The organism is Hymenobacter humi, assembly GCF_042665855.1.
In the GTDB taxonomy this organism is placed as follows: Bacteria; Bacteroidota; Bacteroidia; order Cytophagales; family Hymenobacteraceae; genus Hymenobacter; species Hymenobacter humi.
On the sequence record NZ_JBHTEK010000001.1, the window covers coordinates 2,268,358 to 2,283,918 of the forward strand.

Consider the following 15,561-nt stretch of genomic DNA (forward strand, 5'->3'; position numbering starts at 1 on the left):
CCGGGCATCATTTCCAACGGCATTCAAACGCAGATGTTTACGGCGCTGCGCACGCCTTTTCTGGCGCAGTACGTGGTGAGCCGCACGGCCAACAACCTCGGCAACGACCAGTACTACCTCACCAACGGCAACAGCACCAACACCTTCAACTACTCTACTACCAGGCCGGGGGCAACATCCCGGGCATGATAAAGACGGCCCAGGAAGAGGGCTCGCCCTACTACGTGGGCGCCGGCAAAATCATGCAGGCCATGATTCTGGCCCACGCCACCGACATGCTGGGCAACATTCCGTATTCGGAAGCCTACCAGGGCGGCGCCAACTTCACGCCGAAGTACGACAAGCAGGAAGACATCTATAAGGTGGTAAACCAGCTGTGCGACGAAGGCGCGGTGGAAATGGCCAAGCCGGCCAGCGCCAATTTCCGGCCCTTCTACAGCACCAACCCCAGCGAAAGCGGCGACATCCTCTACAAGGGCGACCCCGCCAAGTGGGAGCGTCTGGCTTACTCGCTGAAGGCCCGCCAGGCCCAGCACCTTATTAAGAAAGCCAGCTACGACCCCAACGCCGTGCTGGCCTTGTGCGCCAAGGGCTTCAAGACGTCGGCCGACGATGCCCAGATTCAGTTCCAGGTGGCCGCGGCGCCGCTAGCGGGCACCACCAACATCTTCGGGCCCACGCGGAACAACTTTGGCACGTCCGCTTTCTCGACCAACATTGTTAAGTATCTGAACGGTACAACCTTTGCGGGAGTAGTAGACCCGCGTTTTGGCGTGATTGTGCCCAACACCAGCACGGGTGCTTCGCCGGGCGCCGGGACGCCCACGGGTACCAACCTGACCCCCGGCTCCACGACGGTGACGGACGTGTACGGCGGCTGGTACGCCCGCGACCTGGGCTACTACGAGGCCATCACCTACCACGAGCCTGAAGTTCATCGAGGCCGAGGCCGCTTACCGGGCCAAGGACAACGCCAAGGCATTGGCTTCGCTGCGTGAAGGCATTCGGGCGCACATGAAGAAGGTATCGGCTGGTGGCAGCTTCTCGCCGCCCGCTGTCACGTTCCCCGTCATCACCGACGCCCAGATTACGGCCTACCTGAACAGCGCCGCCGTGCCCCAGACCGCGGCCGACGTGACGCTTCGCTCCATTATGGAGCAGAAGTACATTGCCATGTTCATGAACCCGGAGGCCTGGACGGACCTGCGCCGCTTGGACTACGACCCCTTGATTTACGTGAACTACGAGTACCCGCGCTACCCGAGCGGCAACGGCCCGCTGCAGGGCCGCTACCCCCGCCTGCTGCCCGGTGCTACCGAAGTCACCGTGAACCCGAACGCCGTGGCCGCCCTCTACGCCGAAGCCGGTGCCACCACCGATGCGGACTACATCACCAAGCCGCTGTGGTTCGACATGCCCTGAGGCGCCCCGCGGCCCTGCCGCGCTTTAGCTTACCTGGCTTCCGGGCCCTCACCTAACCGACTTTCCATATGAAATCATTGATACCGGCCCGCGCCGCGCTGTGCGGGCTTTTCGCCCTGGCCGTGCTGGCCACCGGCTGTAAAAGAGCTGGACGACTACTACACCGAGCAAGGGCCGCAGTACCCGGGCTTCCTGAACCTGCTGCCCGCGCCCGCCACCAAGTACGCTACCGGCGAAACAGTGACGTTTGAGCTGCAGTTTGCCCAGCAAACCGACCCCATCAAGCAGATTGTTATCCTGCAGAAAGTGGAGCCCAGCCGCGACTCCATGGTGGTGCAAACGCTGCCGTACAAGCCGGCCTATTCGCGCATCAAGCGCACCGATACGCTGATGGTGAACTACGTGGTGCCCGCTGGTGCCAACAAAGCCCTGGTGCGCGTGGATGCCCGCGTGGACAGCAACAACGGCCAAACCAAGCTGCGGACCTTCTACTTCCGCCTGGCCGAAGCCACGCCCACCATCGTCATCAACTCGGGCCCGACCAATGTGACGGTGCCCGCCGCGGGCTCGCCGGCTCCCGGTGACATCGTGCGCTACAACGTGACCCTGAACGCCGGGGGCATCACCACGGCGCCCATTCCGCCGTCTACCTCCGCCGTGCCCACCGGCACGCTCTACAAAGACCTCGACAGCCTGGTGGTTTATGCCAAAGTAGGCACGGCGGCCGAGCGTCGGGTGGTGCGCATCAAAACGGCCGCCAGCGGCGCACAGCCACGCAAAACGTGGATGTGCCCCTGCCCACCGGCAGCGCCGGCCAGCCCGTGACGCTGCGCTTTGAGGCCAAGGTGCGCACCCCTGCGCGCACGGCATCAGCTACAGCATCGGCTACCATTACGCCCGTTGCGGCCACGCCGTTTGGCGCCGTGCGCACGGCCACGCTCAGCTACACCGGCGCCACCGGCGGCGACCTGGCGGCCTATGACCTGACCACCTTTGCAGCCGTGGCCGCGGCCGACCCCGCCACCAGCAAGGACCTGGCAATTACCAGCACCGCTACTAATCAGGTTCAGTTCAAGGCCCTGAGCACGAACACCAAACTCGTGCGCTCGACCGCAGCGGTGTACAACGCGGCCACACTCACCAGCATTCGCCAGACGTACAACGCCACGGCCGCTGCGTCCCAGGTGACGACTCTTGACAACATCGTGGTGGGCGATGTCATCATCGCCAAGCTGCGCGGCCTCGACCAGTACGTAGCCATGCAGGTGACCGGCATCAACCGCACCTCTGCCACCGACGTAGCCGTGACGCTGAGCATCAAAGCGCTGTAAAGTGGGCTGATGGGCAGCTCTGGGCTGCCGGTTGAGCTAAAGAAAGGGAGGCTTTCCAACTGGAAAGCCTCCCTTTCTTTAGCTCAGCTCTTTTAGAGCCAATGCCAATAGGACTGTCATGCTGAGCTTGTCGAAGCATCTCGACCGCAGTAGTAATCCCAATCAACAGAATTTACTGGTGCGGTAAAGATGCTTCGACAAGCGGACGCCAGATAAAGCATGACGTTTCATTTTATTGCCTGTTCGGATACGCTCTTAGCTCAACCGACAGGTTACTCAATCTTATACCATTCCATCAGGCGCAGCAGCACGCCGTTGGTCCACCCGAAGCCGTCTTGCAGCGGGTATTCGCCGCCGCCAGCGGGGCGGTTGGGGTCCACCACGTCGTACTTCTCCAGCAGCTTGCCGGTCTGGTTGAATACGCGGCGGTTGAGCCGGACCCAGCGGTGGGCAACGGTATCGGCCAGGGTGGGCTGCTGGTAGCGGCGCAGGCCTTCCACGGCCAGGTACTGCAGCGGCGCCCAGCCGTTGGGCGCGTCCCACTGCTGGCCGGTTTTGGCAAGGGTCGTGACAAGGCCGCCGGGCTTGAGGAAGTTAGCTTTCAGATTAGTCGCGACGCGCTTGGCCTGAGCCGGCGTGGCCAGCCCGAAGGCCAGCGGATACACCCCGGCCAGCGTGCGGACCGTCGAGCGCTGGCGCAAGCGCCAGTTGTAGTCCTGAAACCAGCCTACTTTGGGGTCCCAGGCTCAAGGCGAGCAGCGCTGCCTGGCGGCGGGCCGCTTTGGCAGCGTAGTCGCGTGCCTGAGCCGGCTGCCCGGCGGCCCGGCAGGCTTCGGCCAGCGTTTGCTCCAGGTTGTAGAGCAGGCAGTTGAGGTCCACGGGTACCAGGTCGGTGGTTTGGATGGTAGCCAGGCCACCACCCGGCTGAAACCAGCGGCTGCTGAAGTCCCAGCCCGAGGCGGCGGCGGCCCGCACGTTGCGGTAGAACTGCGCGCCCGGCTGCTTGCTGCGCTTGGCGGCGGCCACGTCCTCGGCATAGGATTCTTCACGGGGCTGGGTGCTTTCGTCCCAATAGCGGTTGAGCAGGGCGCCGTTGGGCAGGCGCACCACGCGGTGGGCGGCGGTGCCGGGCACTAATTTTTCTGAGCCCAGCATCCAGTATTTGTACTCACGCTCCAGGGCCGGACGGTAGCGCAGCAGCATGCCGTTGCCCTGGTCCTGCGCCAGGAGCCTGACCATGCTGGCGAAAAACGGCGGCTGCGAGCGGGTGAGGTAGTAGGTGCGGTTGCCGTTGGGCACGAAGCCGTAGCGGTTTATCAGGAAGGCGAAGTTGTCGGTGAGGGACTGCAACAGTGGTTTTTGCCGGCTTCAGCCAGGCCCAGCATTGTGAAGTACGAATCCCAGTAATACACCTCGCGGAAGCGCCCGCCGGGCACGATGTAGGGCTTGGGCAAGGGCAGCAAGGAGCGGTAGGCCGCCAGCGAATCATTTGTGTCGATGGGCGGGGCGGCGGGGCGGGCCAGCACCGTCCAGAGTGTGTCGAGGTGGCGGCGCAGGCCTGCTTTTAGGTTGCTCTGGAACGCCGTGGTGCTGTCGGTGGGCACCACGAAGTGTGCCGCCACAAAGGCCTTGAGCTTAAAGCCAGGCTGGCTTTTCTCGCGGTTCCAGGCGGCCAGAATGGTGGCGGGGCGCTGCCGGGGCGCGGCATCCACAAAGGTTTTGTTGTCGGGGAAAACGCGGCCCAGCTGCACAGCCTCAAAAAGACCAGGAACAGCTGGCGGGGCGAGGCCGGCTTGGCTGCCGCCGGAACCGCCGCTACGGCCGGTTTGGGAACGACGGTGGGCTCTCCTTTTTCAACTTGGGCATGAACTAGCTGGGGCAATACGCTAAGCGACCCAAGCAGCCAGTTAAATAATTTTTTACGCATGAACAGTAAGCTGATAGGAAGCAGTGGCGGCCGATTCGGCTCCACCCCAGGCCCCAAGGAAATTCGGTGCCCGAAAAGGGGTACGGATTCCAGCCGAAAAGAGGCTGCCGGACCGGTTTCAGACTGCGTGTACAGTAGCGCGGACTTGTAGTCCGCATCCCCGCGCCGTTGAGTGATGTTCGAGCTTTCGCCGGAAACGCGGACTACAAGTCCGCGCTACTTGCCTGGCCGCTCCACGGCTCCGAAACTGCTCTAAATGCGCCTTGCCTTCTCAAAAGCTCCTATGTCGATACGGCCTTAATCATTCAGCGCCCAATGCAAAAAGGGACGCTTACCCCAGCCGGTAAGCGTCCCTTTTGCTTTTAAATCCCGAAGAATTATGAGAAATTTATTTGCCAAACAGCCGCGACAGGAAGCCACGCCTCCGGGGAGCTTCTTTCGTTTTGGCCTTCTCCTTGATTTTTAGTTTGCTAAACGGGACCGAAGCCTCGGGTTTTTCATTCGGAATAGTGGGCCGGAAGACGATGCGCGGCGTGCTCGTGCCCGGCTGCGTGGAGGCCGTGGCCGAAGTGGGCTGGCCCGCGGGGCGGGGTGCGCCGGCCGGCGACTGGCCCACGGCCAACTCGACACTTTGCTGGCCGGTGGTGATGACGCGCATGGGCCGGCTCTCGTTGTGCAGGCGGTCGACGGCGGTTACGTAGTAGGCGTAGGCCTGGCCGGGTGCGGCAGTGGTGTCGATGTAAACGGCGGGGAAGCCGGGCGCCGGCCGGGGCACGGCCAGAATGCGCCGCGGGTCGTGGGGTGTCGACCGCTCGTTGGCTTCGAAGCGGTAGAGCACGTAGTAAGTGGCCGCGTCGCCATCGGAGGCCACGGCGCCGGGCTGCCAGCTCAACGTGACGGAGCGGCCGAGGCGGCGCAGGGCCAGATTGGCCACGGGCAGGGGTGGCGTGGCGTCTTTCCAGGGCATGGTGGGCACCAGTGCCGGGTAGTGGTACAGGTCCTGCCGCAGGGTGTCAGTGGTATGCAGAGGGTTGGCCAGTAATGATTTGGCCGAGAAGAACACGCTGCCGGTTACCTCGTTGTCATAAGAGCGGTTGAGACGAATCTGGCGGGGCAGCTCGCGCGGGTTGCGCCAGGTGGTATCGGAGCGGGTGCTTTCGAGCATCCGGTAGGTGCCGTGGCCGATGTAGAGGTGCCGGTCGAAGTGGTTGCGGGTCCACCATTCGAGCAGAATGGGGTAGGGCACGAGCTTGAAATTGGTGCTCCAGTACAGCTGCGGCACGATGTAGTCAATCCAGCCTTTTTCGAGCCACAGCCGCGAGTCGGCGTACAGGTTGGCGTAAGACGGCTGCCCGGCGCGGGTATCGGAGCCCAGGGGATTGGCCGATTTGTTCATCCAGACCCCAAAGGGCGAAATGCCGAACTTCACCCACCGCTTCGTCACCTGAATGCTGTCGTGCAGGTCGCGGATAAGCACGTTCACGTTGTTGCGGCGCCAGTCGGCCAGCTTTTCAAAGCCCTCGGGGTTGAAATCGCGGAAAGCGGCTTCGTCGTGAAACACCTTGCTGGGCTCGGGATAGGGGTAGAAATAATCGTCGAAGTGCACGGCGTCGATGTCGTAGCGGCGCACCACGTCCAGAATGACGCGGGTGATGTGGGCCCGCACTTCGGGCAGGCCGGGGTTGTAGAGCAGGCTGGCCGCCGTAGCGCAAAAACCACTGCGGGTGCTGGCGGTAGGGGTGGTTGGCGGCAAGGCGGCGCGTCACCGAGTCCATGGTGGCGCGGTAGGGATTGAACCAGGCGTGAAACTCCATGCCGCGCCGGTGGGCTTCGGTGATGAGGAAGGGCAGGGGGTCGTCGCCGTTGGCCGGGGCCTGGCCCTGCACGCCGGTGAGCCACTTGCTCCAGGGCTCCAGACTGGATTTGTAAAAGGCATCCGACGCGGGCCGGATTTGCACAAACACGGCGTTGAGCCCGGCGCGCTGGCCGGCGTCGAGCAGGCGCAGGTAGCTGCGGCGGTACACCTCCGGCGACTGCCCGCGCTGGTTGGGCCAGTCGATGTTTTCGACGGTGGCAATCCACATGCCGCGCAGCTCGCGCTTGGGCGGCAAGGGCACCTCGTCTTCGTCCGCGGCTTGGGCCTGGGTTGGCGCCACGAGGCCGGGCCAGGCCAGTAGCAAAAAGAAAAAAGGAATCGGCTAGCGGCGGATGGAGGACGCATTAATAAGAATAACAATACAGATAAGTGCTGCAAATTACGGAGCACAACAGTAGCGCCAATGGGAAATCTGTGGGGCAGACGGCCAATTGGGCCCGGCCGGGCGGGGGCGCGGCTGGGCGCTGAACGAAAAAAGCCCGAAGCTATTTTGGCTTCGGGCTTTTTTAAGTTGGGCTGTGGAGCGCCAGGGATGGATTTCCTACGAGCCGGTCAGCTCGGTATCGGTCAGGGGCTGGTCGTCGCCGCCTTCCATGCCGTTGGTCTGGCTGGCGGTGCCGTATTCGCCGCGGATGCCCGCGCCGTCGCCCATGTTTTGCTGGGTGCTTTCGGTGGGCATGGCGCCGTCGGCGGCGGTGCCGGCTTCGGGGTTGCCGGTGGCGTTCTGGTCGCGGTCAGTGTCTTGGGAGGGGTTTCGCCGCCGGTGCTCGTGCTGGCGAGGTCGGGGCGGGGGTCGGTGGGGTTTTGTTCGGGGCGGGGCATGGCGGATGGGAAATAAAAATGGAGCCGAGGCACGGCTGCGGCCCCGGTAGCAGGGTTTACGGCCGCCGGGCCCAACGGTTGGGGCTTGCCGATTGGCCGGCGTTCGCCATCTTGCTGCTTCCTTTCCTTCACCAGCCTTTGTTTACAGCCGTGTCTGACTCCGTTAGCGACTTCTACCACCAAAAAACCGACGAGCAGCTGCAGTTTATCGTCCAGCAGCCGGCCCTTTACCATCCCAGTCTGGTGGAAGCGTCTCAGCGCGAGCTCCGTCGCCGCGGGGTGGCGGTGGCTGCCCCCGTGCCCGCCCCGGCCGAGGCCGCCCCACCGCCCCGGGCCTGGGGCAAGGCCGTTGGGCTGAGTTTGGGGATGGTGGTGCTGGTGAGCGGGATTTACTGGCTGCAGCAGCACAGCGACGCCCAGAAAGCCGAGGTGCAGGCCCGCAACGAAGCCCGGCGGCGCCACCAAGGCCCGCCGCAGCTCACGGAAGTGCCCACCAATGCCATTCCCAACTTCGACGGAGCCGTCGCCAGCGCCGTGGCCCAGCAGCCGAGCAGGGTGCCCGCCGCCGAAAAAACCGATGCCCAGCACCTGCGCCAGTACCGGGAGCTGCTGAAGCGGTTTTGGACGGCCGAAACCCAAACCGAGCACCTCACCAGCCAGGCGCAGGCCGGCAAGGCGGGGCCCATGTTTGTCGACCAGGCCCTGCTGGTGCGCCAAACGTGGCGGGGCTGGAACCAGGCCGCGGTGTACTCCTACAAATTTGGCCCGGTGATGAAGGAGCACTTCGAGCGCATGGCCAATGCCGCCAGCAGCCAGCAGCACATCCTCGACCAGCTGCCGGCCAAGCTGGCGAACCGCCAGTTCATCAACGACAAAGAATTGAACGCCCGTCAGGCCGACGTGCAGGACTGGCTGGCCGCGCTGGTGCCCAGGTCGCCCGTCACCGGCCGCCCTTACAAAGCCACGCTGCTCAAGGCGCGCCTCTAGCGCCGCCCAACATCTGGCAAAGTGGCCGGTTGGGCGAGGGTGGCGCCATCCTTGCCGCTTCCCTTCCTTATGCAAGCACCCGAACCCGAAACCGGCACGCCCGCGCCCGGCTCCACGGCCGCCCTGGCCGCCCAGCTTTTCGCCCAAAAGCCCGAAGCCGAGCTGCTGTACCTGGCGCAGAATGCCGCGCGCTACCCCCGGCCGTGGGCGCCGCCGCCGTAGCCGAGCTCAAGCGCCGCGGCCTGCTGCCTGATTCCAGCCCACCCGCCGCGGCTCCGCCTGCCGCCGAAGAAACCTGGGCCGAGCCTGGTGGGCCACCTGTTCCGCGGCCTGTTTATTCCCTCGCGCCGCTTTCTGGCCACGCCGCTGCTGCTCGACCTCAACCTGCTGGTGTTTGGCCTGATGGTGCTTTCCGGCATTTCTGCCTCCGAACCCCGGGGCCGGGAGCTGGTGCTGTGGGGCTCCAATGTGTCGGGCCTCACCTTGCACGGCGAGCCGTGGCGTCTGGTCAGTTCCTTGTTTGTGCACGCCGGGCTTTCGCACCTGCTGCTCAACATGTTTTCGCTCTGGCTGTTGGGCCTTTTGATTGAAGACCGGGTGGGGCCCTGCGCCTGGTGCTGGTATATCTGGCCAGCGGAATTGGCGGCGGCCTGGCCAGCCTGTGGTGGCACAGCTTCGGCATCAACTCGGTGGGGGCCAGCGGCGCCATATTCGGCCTCTACGGCTTACTTCTGACGCTTCTGGTGAGCAAAAAAATGGTGCTGGACAAGTCTGACCGCCGCGCCATGCTGGGGCTGGTGCTCTACCTGGTGCTCAGCAACCTGATTTCGGGCCTCACCGGCAACATCGACAACGCCGCTCACCTCGGCGGCTTGCTGACCGGGATGCTGGTAGCCGGCCCGCTGGCGCTGCTGGGCATGAAGAAAACGGTAGCGATGTAGGTCGTTGAGCCAACACGCGAGAGCACCTGCCGCCACGCTTGCAACAGCTCAACCAAACAACCAACGGTATAATTGATTACCATTACTCCCAAGCAACTACTCACGACTTACCGCTTTATGCAAGCCCTCCAGGCTCGACGCCATCCACCAGCCCGCGGCCGTTCGCGAGGTGCCCACGCCCACGCCCGCCGCCGGCGAAATCCTGGTGAAGCTGCACGCCGCCGCCCTCAACCACCGCGACGTCTGGATTCAGAAGGGCCAGTACGCCGGCCTGCGCCTGCCCTGCACGCTGGGGGCCGACGGCGCGGGCGAAATAGCCGCGCACGGCGAAAACGTGCCCGCCGAGGCCCCCGCCGTGGGCACGCGCGTTCTCATTAACCCGGGCCTGCGCTGGGGCAACAACCCCCGCGCCCAGGCCAAAGACTTTGTGGTACTCGGCATGCCCGACCCCGGCACCTTTGCCGAGTACATCACGCTGCCGGCCCGCTACATCCGGCCTATGCCAGCCCACCTTAGCTTTGAGCAGGGCGCGGCCCTGCCGCTGGCGGGCCTCACGGCGTACCGCGCTGCTTTCACGCGGGCGCAGGTGCAGGCCGGCGAACGGGTCTTGGTAACCGGGGTGGGCGGGGGCGTGGCGCTGCTGGCGGCCCAGTTCTGCGCCGCCCGCGGGGCCGAGGTGTGGGTGACGTCCAGCTCGGAGGAAAAACTGGCCCGGGCCCAGGCCCTGGGCGCCAAAGGCGGCATCAGCTACAACGCCGAAAACTGGGTGAAAACCCTCGTGCAGCAAGCCGGCGGCCCGTTCGACGTCATCATCGACAGCGCGGCCGGTGACGCTTTTAATTCGTTGCTCGACGCGGCAGCCCCCGGGGGCCGCATCGTGTTCTACGGCGGCACGCTGGGCGCCATTCCGCAGCTGCCGCCCGCCAAGGTGTTCTGGAAGCAGCTCAGTATCCTGGGCTCCACCATGGGCACCGAGCAGGACTTCGAGGAAATGCTGCAGCTCGTCACCGAAAAAGGCATTGTGCCCGTGGTGGACGAAGTCTTCCCGTTGGCCCAGGGTGAGGCCGCGTTGCGCCGCCTCGAAGCCGGTGCCCAATTCGGGAAGGTGGTGCTGAAAATCGTTTGAGCCAGGTGCTTGAAATTGAGCTGAATTCTGCCTAATTTTTATTGCCTGAAACTGCAGTATAATATGCGGTAGAAGGAATGAAAATGAAGGTTTTGGGGTTAATAAAGCACGACGAAATACTCCCTAATTCAGCTAAATTTTTTGCCATGAAGTCTGCTGCCAATTACCTCGAAGCCCATGTGTTCGAAGCCCGCCGTCCGCGCCGTGAATTGCAGCCCGTGGTAGCCTATTCCGACGCCGTGCATGCCATTGAGCAAGCCTGGCCGACGCTGAGAAATACAAGTACCTGCTGATGCGCGCCCTGCGCCGCCACGCCGACGGAACCAAGCCCGTCTCACCCCCGGCCCGCCTGTCCGACATCAGCCATTCGTTCCCGCTCACCGGCGCCGACGCGCCCGTGCTGCCGCTGTACCCATCGATGGCCGCTTAAGCAGTCAGCTTTCACTTTAATCTTCGTAAGGCAAGCCGCCCCCACAAAGGGCGGCTTTTGCGTAGCTACCTGTAGCCTGCTGTCGCCGCTTTTGAGTTATTGAGCTGAAAACAGGCACTGATACCGCCGTGATAGTGTTTAGCAGGCCGTTTGTCTCCGCTTGTATGAGTGATTTTCTATCCCGTCTAATTCTTTGCTGCTTTCTGGTGGGCACCTTGGTTTGGCAGCCGGCGGCAGCGCAGCGGTTCGCAGCCATTGGCGACTACGGCTATGCCAGCCCGGCCGAGCGCGACGTGGCTCAATTAGTGAAAAGCTGGAAACCGGAGTTCATCATCACCCTCGGCGACAACAACTACGACGCCGGCGAGGCCCGCACCATCGACGCCAACATCGGGCAGTACTACCACGAGTTTATTGGCTCCTACCGCGGCAGCTATGGCCCGGGCGCGGCCGAAAACCGCTTTTTCCGTCCCTCGGCAATCACGACCTGGCCACGGACAGCGCGCGGGCCTACTTCGATTATTTCGACCTGCCTGGCAACGAGCGGTACTACGACTTTGCGCGCGGCCAGGTGCACTTCTTTGTGTTGAACAGCCACCCCTCCGAGCCCGACGGTATTACCGTGTTGTCGCGCCAGGCACAGTGGCTGCGCGAGCGGCTGGCGGCGGCTCCGGAGCCCTGGAAAGTGGTCTACTTCCATCATGCGCCGTATTCGTCGGGCGAGCACGGCAGCACCTTGTTGCTGCGCTGGCCGTTCCAGGACTGGGGCGCCTCGCTGGTCCTGGCCGGGCACGACCACCATTACGAGCGGCTGGTGCGCGGCGATTTGGTGTACTGCGTCAACGGCCTGGGCGGCCGCAGCCAGTATAACATGAGCATCGCCCCCATTGCCGGTAGCAAGTTCCGGTACAACGCCGATTACGGAGCCCAATTACTAGAAGCTGGCGCCGACAGCCTCAGCCTGCGCTTCTACGCCCGCACCGGCCAGGCTCGTCGACGCCTACACGCTGCGCAAGGGCCTGAGCCCGCTGCCCATGCTGTACGGCGTGTACCCAACCCCCGTGCTCGAAACAGCGCGCGTGGCATTCTCGGTGCCCCGCCGCATGGCCGTGCAGGCTGGTGGTGCTGGACGTAGCCGGCCGCGAAGTAGGCCGCCTGCTCGATGGCCCGTTGCGCGCCGGGCATCACGAAGTGCGGTGGGAGCGGGGCGGCCTGGTTCCCGGGCCCTACTTCCTGCAGCTGCGCGCCGGGCGGTATGCGCCCGTATTTCGCACCGTGGTGCTTTAGTCAGCCGGTGATAGGCCAGCCAGCCGGGCCAGGCTCGACGGCCAGGGCAGCGGCCTGTTGGCGCAGCTCGGGCACGGCAGTCGATTCAAAATACGCCGGGCGCCGGCTCGGGCCCAGTGTGAACAGCGCCGGGGCCAGGGTGCCACTGCGGCGGCGTAGGGCGCCTTGCTCGTCGGTGAGCAGGCCCAGGCCCAGCGAGTCGGGTGTGAGGTCCCCGGCTTCGCGCAAGCTCACCACCAGCGGGTCGGCAATGCGGCCGTAGTCCAGGAGCGGGCCGGCGCAGCACACCACGTGGTGCGCGGTGTGCCAGCAGCCTGCGGTGCCGTGGGGCCGCACGCGTACCCGCAGCTTTTCCCCTTCGGGCAGGATTTCGCGCACCGTGCCCACCTGCATCTTCACCATGCCGGCCGCGGTAAGCGCCTCGATGGCCTCCGCGTTTTGCGGGGGCTGCGGTGCCGGGCCACGGCCCAGAGGCTGGCCAGGTGCTGCAGAAATCGGCGCTGCTCCGCCAGCGGCCAGGCCGCCCAGATGCGGCCCAGGTCGGGTCGCAGGGAGTCGAGCACCGGCCGCCAGTCGGCGCCTTGGGCCGTGGCGGCGCGCAGGTGCCGCTTCACCACGGCAACTACGCCCGTTACGGTGGTTTCGTGGGCCAGGCTCGGGGTAAAAGTTGGGGTAAGGTTCCGATATGGGCCCGTGCGCGGCGGGCCAGCGGCCGTGGCGGGCCACCACCGTGATGGGCGCGCGGTGGCCGTCCTGGCGCAGGGCAAGCAGCACATCAACGGAAGTCAGTCCCGAGCCGATGAGCAGCACGTCTTCGTCGGGGCCGATGCGGCGGAGGTTGCCGGCCACCCAGGGGTCGGCGTGGTAGCCGGGATGCGTGAGGTAAGCCAGGTCGGGGCCGGCCGGCGGCGGGGGCGAAAAATTGCCCAGGGCCAGCACCACATAGTCGCTTTTGATGACGGTGCCATCGGCCAGCTGTACGGCCCGGCCGCCTTCCGTCAGGAGGGGGCGGCCACGGCCCGCGTGGCGTGCCACACTACCCCAAGCTGGCTTGCCGAGGGCTGCAGAACCTGGGCCAACTCCTCGTGTAAGTAGCGGCCATAAGCGGAGCGCGACGCAAATTCCGGCACGCCGGCCGCGCTTTCGGGCTGTTGCTGCAGCCAGGCGGCAAAGTGCTGGGGCTGCTCGGGGTAAAGGCTCAGGGCGCCGGGGCGCACGTTGAGCAGGTACTCGGGCCGCCGGGCGGTGTACGCCAGGCCGGGGCCGGGCACTGCGCGAGGCTCAATGAGGTGAATCTCGGCCTGCGCCAGAGCAGGCTGCCGCCGCAGCTGCAGCACCAGCGCCGTGCCCGCAAAGCCGCCGCCCACAACGGTGATAACGGGAGCAGCGGATTGATTCACAGGCGCAGGGCGGGAGAGTGGTGAAGAGCTGAATGCGCCGACGCATTCAGCGCCGAAATAGTAGCGGCAGAAGGGTGGCAACCCGGGGCTGGCCCAATAGTTTGCGGCCACCCAAGTTGGTGCAAGCTAAAAATTTCAGTTTACAAATACTTCCCCGGCACCAGGTAGTTCTGCACGTAATCGGCAATGCCGTCTTCCAACTGCGTGAACGGCTTGTCGTAGCCAATGCCCTTGAGCTTGCTCATATCAGCCTCGGTGAAGTACTGGTACTTGTCGCGAATGTCCTCGGGCGTATCCTTAAACTGGATATCGGCCGTGCGCCCCAGGGCCTGAAACGTGTTCAGGGCCAAATCCAGGAACGTGCGGGCCTGGCCACTGCCGAGGTTGTAAATGCCCGAATCTTTGCGGTGGTGCAGCAGGAAGTAGCACACTTCCACCACGTCTTTCACATACACGAAGTCGCGCATCTGCCCGCCGTCGGTGTAGTCCGGGTTGTGCGATTTGAACAGCATCATCGAGCCCGTCTGCTGTATCTGATTGAAGGCGTGCATTATCACCGAGGCCATGCGGCCCTTGTGGTACTCATTGGGCCCGTACACGTTGAAAAACTTGAGCCCGGCCCAGAAGTAGGGCTTTTCGGGCTGCTGCAAGGCCCAGTTGTCGAAGTCGTTTTTCGAGTCGCCGTAGGGGTTGAGCGGGCGGTAGAGCGGGAACAAGGCCTCGTCGGTGTCGGTGTAGCCCAGGATGCCGTCGCCGTAGGTAGCGGCCGAGGAGGCGTACACCAGCGGCAACTGGTACTTGCAGCAGGCCTGCCACATCTGCTTGGAGTAGTTCAGGTTGAGCAGGTCGAACACGGCCGGGTCCATCTCGGTGGTGTCGGTGCGGGCGCCGAGGTGAAACACGAACTCCACCTGCTCATGGTTGGCATCGAGCCACTCAAAAAACGTTTCCCGGTCCACGTACTCGCGCAGCTTTTTGCCCCGGATGTTGGGCAGCTTTTTCTACCGAAAAATTATCAACCACGACCACGTCGTTGAAATTGGAGGCATTGAGGCGGGAGACAAGGCAGCTGGCAATGAAGCCGGCTGCGCCGGTAACTACTATCATACAAGGCAGGTTTGGGACGGGGCAAAGGTAAACCGTTGGGCTTGGCCGTAGGCCATCGGGCCTACCTTTGCCCCATGCGTTACCGGTTTCTGCTGTTTTTCGTTGCCGGGCTGGCGGGCTGCCAGCCCGAGGCCCGCCAGGCGGCTACCGTGGTGGTGAAGGACGACCTGGGCCGCACCCTCACGCTGCCCGCGGTCCCGCGCCGCGTGCTGGCCCTGGCCCCCAGCATGACCGAGATGCTGTACGCTGTGGCCGATACCGCCACCATCGTGGCCCGCGTGCCGCAGGACGACTACCCCGCCGCCGTTCGTCAAAAGCCGGTCGTCAACAACTTCCCGCTCGACCTGGAAAAACTGGTGCTGCTGCGTCCCGACGTCGTTTTTACCATCGAAGGCATTACGTCCATCGACGATGCCCAACGCCTGCAGGAGTTGGGCATTCCGGTGTACTACCAGCGCTACCGCCGGGTCGAAGACGTTTTTGCTGGAATTGAAAAGCTGGGCTCGCTGCTGAGCCGCCAGCCGCAGGCCCAACACCTCGCCGATTCGCTCCGCCGGGAGCTGAAGACCCTTGCGGATGACGCTTCCCGGCGCGGTATGGCACCCAAAGTGCTGGCCATTACCTGGCAGGACCCCATTTACTGCTACGGCCAGAACACGCTCTTTACCGACGAAATCCGCCTCGCCGGGGGCAAAACGCCGTTACCGAAGCCTTCCCGCAGCCTTACCCGGCCCTCACCCGGGAGTACATCCTCAAGCTTAACCCCGACGTGCTACTCGGCGGCAGCTTCGAGAAGCTCGACAGCACCTTTTTCCGGAACTACCCCGAGCTGCGCCGCATCCGGGCCTACCAAACCCGCCGTGTGTATCCCATCACGGGCAACTTGATGGAGCGCCCCGGCCCCC

21 protein-coding genes and 3 pseudogenes are annotated in these 15,561 nt (G+C 64.2%); 16 read left to right on the forward strand and 8 right to left on the reverse strand.

Translation table 11 applies throughout. The features are described from left to right. Positions 1-33 precede the first annotated feature (33 nt). The 6 genes from ACFQT0_RS12675 (at position 34) to ACFQT0_RS12700 (ending at position 2,753) form a co-directional block, all read left to right on the forward strand. Entirely contained in the window at positions 34-189 is a 156-nt protein-coding gene (locus ACFQT0_RS12675) for a hypothetical protein (RefSeq protein ID WP_380203223.1), read from the forward strand. Further along, positions 186-998 (forward strand): SusD/RagB family nutrient-binding outer membrane lipoprotein, encoded by an 813-nt coding sequence (locus tag ACFQT0_RS12680; RefSeq protein ID WP_380203225.1) that lies wholly within the window; start codon positions 186-188, stop codon positions 996-998. The genes ACFQT0_RS12675 and ACFQT0_RS12680 overlap by 4 nt, the downstream gene beginning before the upstream one ends. Beyond that, positions 982-1,422 carry a SusD/RagB family nutrient-binding outer membrane lipoprotein gene (locus tag ACFQT0_RS12685; RefSeq protein WP_380203227.1) on the forward strand — a complete coding sequence of 147 codons (441 nt, stop codon included), beginning with the start codon at positions 982-984 and terminating at the stop codon, positions 1,420-1,422. Before ACFQT0_RS12680 ends, ACFQT0_RS12685 begins: the two co-directional genes overlap by 17 nt. A gap of 68 nt (positions 1,423-1,490) precedes the next feature. Continuing rightward, positions 1,491-1,673: a hypothetical protein gene (locus ACFQT0_RS12690; RefSeq protein ID WP_380203229.1), complete on the forward strand. Its 183-nt coding sequence runs from the start codon at positions 1,491-1,493 to the stop codon at positions 1,671-1,673. Further along, positions 1,663-2,247 carry a hypothetical protein gene (locus tag ACFQT0_RS12695; RefSeq protein ID WP_380203231.1) on the forward strand — a complete coding sequence of 195 codons (585 nt, stop codon included), beginning with the start codon at positions 1,663-1,665 and terminating at the stop codon, positions 2,245-2,247. The genes ACFQT0_RS12690 and ACFQT0_RS12695 overlap by 11 nt, the downstream gene beginning before the upstream one ends. Further along, positions 2,205-2,753 carry a hypothetical protein gene (locus ACFQT0_RS12700; protein WP_380203233.1) on the forward strand — a complete coding sequence of 183 codons (549 nt, stop codon included), beginning with the start codon at positions 2,205-2,207 and terminating at the stop codon, positions 2,751-2,753. Before ACFQT0_RS12695 ends, ACFQT0_RS12700 begins: the two co-directional genes overlap by 43 nt. A 272-nt stretch (positions 2,754-3,025) precedes the next feature. Here ACFQT0_RS12700 and ACFQT0_RS12705 read toward each other — a convergent pair whose 3' ends face one another. The 5 genes and pseudogenes from ACFQT0_RS12705 to ACFQT0_RS12725 form a co-directional block, all read right to left on the reverse strand. Then, positions 3,026-3,454: a trehalase family glycosidase gene (locus ACFQT0_RS12705; RefSeq protein ID WP_380203235.1), complete on the reverse strand. Its 429-nt coding sequence runs from the start codon at positions 3,452-3,454 to the stop codon at positions 3,026-3,028. Next, complete coding sequence (locus ACFQT0_RS12710; protein WP_380203237.1) at positions 3,360-4,103, reverse strand: trehalase family glycosidase; 744 nt, start codon at positions 4,101-4,103, stop codon at positions 3,360-3,362. The genes ACFQT0_RS12705 and ACFQT0_RS12710 overlap by 95 nt, the downstream gene beginning before the upstream one ends. Beyond that, positions 4,070-4,504 (reverse strand): trehalase family glycosidase, encoded by a 435-nt coding sequence (locus ACFQT0_RS12715; protein ID WP_380203239.1) that lies wholly within the window; start codon positions 4,502-4,504, stop codon positions 4,070-4,072. Before ACFQT0_RS12715 ends, ACFQT0_RS12710 begins: the two co-directional genes overlap by 34 nt. A 564-nt stretch (positions 4,505-5,068) precedes the next feature. Beyond that, positions 5,069-6,764, reverse strand: a pseudogene (locus tag ACFQT0_RS12720) (glycoside hydrolase family 10 protein). A 333-nt stretch (positions 6,765-7,097) separates the two neighbouring features. Next, on the reverse strand, positions 7,098-7,235 hold the full coding sequence (locus tag ACFQT0_RS12725) for a hypothetical protein (RefSeq protein ID WP_380203241.1): 138 nt from the start codon (positions 7,233-7,235) through the stop codon (positions 7,098-7,100). 293 nt (positions 7,236-7,528) lie between these two features. Between ACFQT0_RS12725 and ACFQT0_RS12730 the strand changes: the two genes are divergently transcribed. From ACFQT0_RS12730 to ACFQT0_RS12770, 9 genes and pseudogenes are all read left to right on the forward strand, one after another. After that, positions 7,529-8,365: a hypothetical protein gene (locus tag ACFQT0_RS12730; RefSeq protein WP_380203243.1), complete on the forward strand. Its 837-nt coding sequence runs from the start codon at positions 7,529-7,531 to the stop codon at positions 8,363-8,365. A gap of 69 nt (positions 8,366-8,434) precedes the next feature. Beyond that, positions 8,435-8,587: a hypothetical protein gene (locus ACFQT0_RS12735; RefSeq protein WP_380203245.1), complete on the forward strand. Its 153-nt coding sequence runs from the start codon at positions 8,435-8,437 to the stop codon at positions 8,585-8,587. Between the two features lie 180 nt (positions 8,588-8,767). Next, positions 8,768-9,306 (forward strand): annotated as a pseudogene (locus tag ACFQT0_RS12740) (rhomboid family intramembrane serine protease). 169 nt (positions 9,307-9,475) lie between these two features. Then, a complete protein-coding gene (locus ACFQT0_RS12745) occupies positions 9,476-10,432 on the forward strand; it encodes a zinc-binding dehydrogenase (protein WP_380203246.1) in 957 nt (318 codons plus the stop codon). A 146-nt stretch (positions 10,433-10,578) separates the two neighbouring features. Further along, positions 10,579-10,725 (forward strand): hypothetical protein, encoded by a 147-nt coding sequence (locus ACFQT0_RS12750; RefSeq protein ID WP_380203248.1) that lies wholly within the window; start codon positions 10,579-10,581, stop codon positions 10,723-10,725. Further along, entirely contained in the window at positions 10,725-10,862 is a 138-nt protein-coding gene (locus ACFQT0_RS12755; RefSeq protein WP_380203250.1) for a hypothetical protein, read from the forward strand. Before ACFQT0_RS12750 ends, ACFQT0_RS12755 begins: the two co-directional genes overlap by 1 nt. A 206-nt stretch (positions 10,863-11,068) precedes the next feature. Beyond that, positions 11,069-11,452 carry a hypothetical protein gene (locus ACFQT0_RS12760; protein WP_380206165.1) on the forward strand — a complete coding sequence of 128 codons (384 nt, stop codon included), beginning with the start codon at positions 11,069-11,071 and terminating at the stop codon, positions 11,450-11,452. Further along, on the forward strand, positions 11,350-11,997 hold the full coding sequence (locus tag ACFQT0_RS12765; protein ID WP_380206009.1) for a metallophosphoesterase family protein: 648 nt from the start codon (positions 11,350-11,352) through the stop codon (positions 11,995-11,997). Before ACFQT0_RS12760 ends, ACFQT0_RS12765 begins: the two co-directional genes overlap by 103 nt. Then, the gene (locus ACFQT0_RS12770; protein WP_380203252.1) at positions 11,982-12,149 is read left to right on the forward strand and encodes a hypothetical protein; all 168 of its coding nucleotides are present in this window, start codon (positions 11,982-11,984) and stop codon (positions 12,147-12,149) included. The genes ACFQT0_RS12765 and ACFQT0_RS12770 overlap by 16 nt, the downstream gene beginning before the upstream one ends. On the opposite strand, the gene ACFQT0_RS12775 is transcribed toward ACFQT0_RS12770, so the two are convergent. The 3 genes and pseudogenes from ACFQT0_RS12775 to rfaD form a co-directional block, all read right to left on the reverse strand. Then, entirely contained in the window at positions 12,150-13,184 is a 1,035-nt protein-coding gene (locus ACFQT0_RS12775) for an FAD/NAD(P)-binding protein (protein ID WP_380203254.1), read from the reverse strand. It lies immediately after the preceding gene. Continuing rightward, a complete protein-coding gene (locus ACFQT0_RS12780) occupies positions 13,148-13,549 on the reverse strand; it encodes an FAD/NAD(P)-binding protein (RefSeq protein WP_380203256.1) in 402 nt (133 codons plus the stop codon). Before ACFQT0_RS12780 ends, ACFQT0_RS12775 begins: the two co-directional genes overlap by 37 nt. A gap of 140 nt (positions 13,550-13,689) precedes the next feature. Continuing rightward, positions 13,690-14,656, reverse strand: a pseudogene (rfaD, locus tag ACFQT0_RS12785) (ADP-glyceromanno-heptose 6-epimerase). A gap of 74 nt (positions 14,657-14,730) precedes the next feature. Between rfaD and ACFQT0_RS12790 the strand changes: the two are divergent. Further along, positions 14,731-15,543, forward strand: coding sequence for an ABC transporter substrate-binding protein (locus ACFQT0_RS12790; protein WP_380203258.1), 813 nt, complete (start codon positions 14,731-14,733; stop codon positions 15,541-15,543). Positions 15,544-15,561 lie beyond the last annotated feature (18 nt).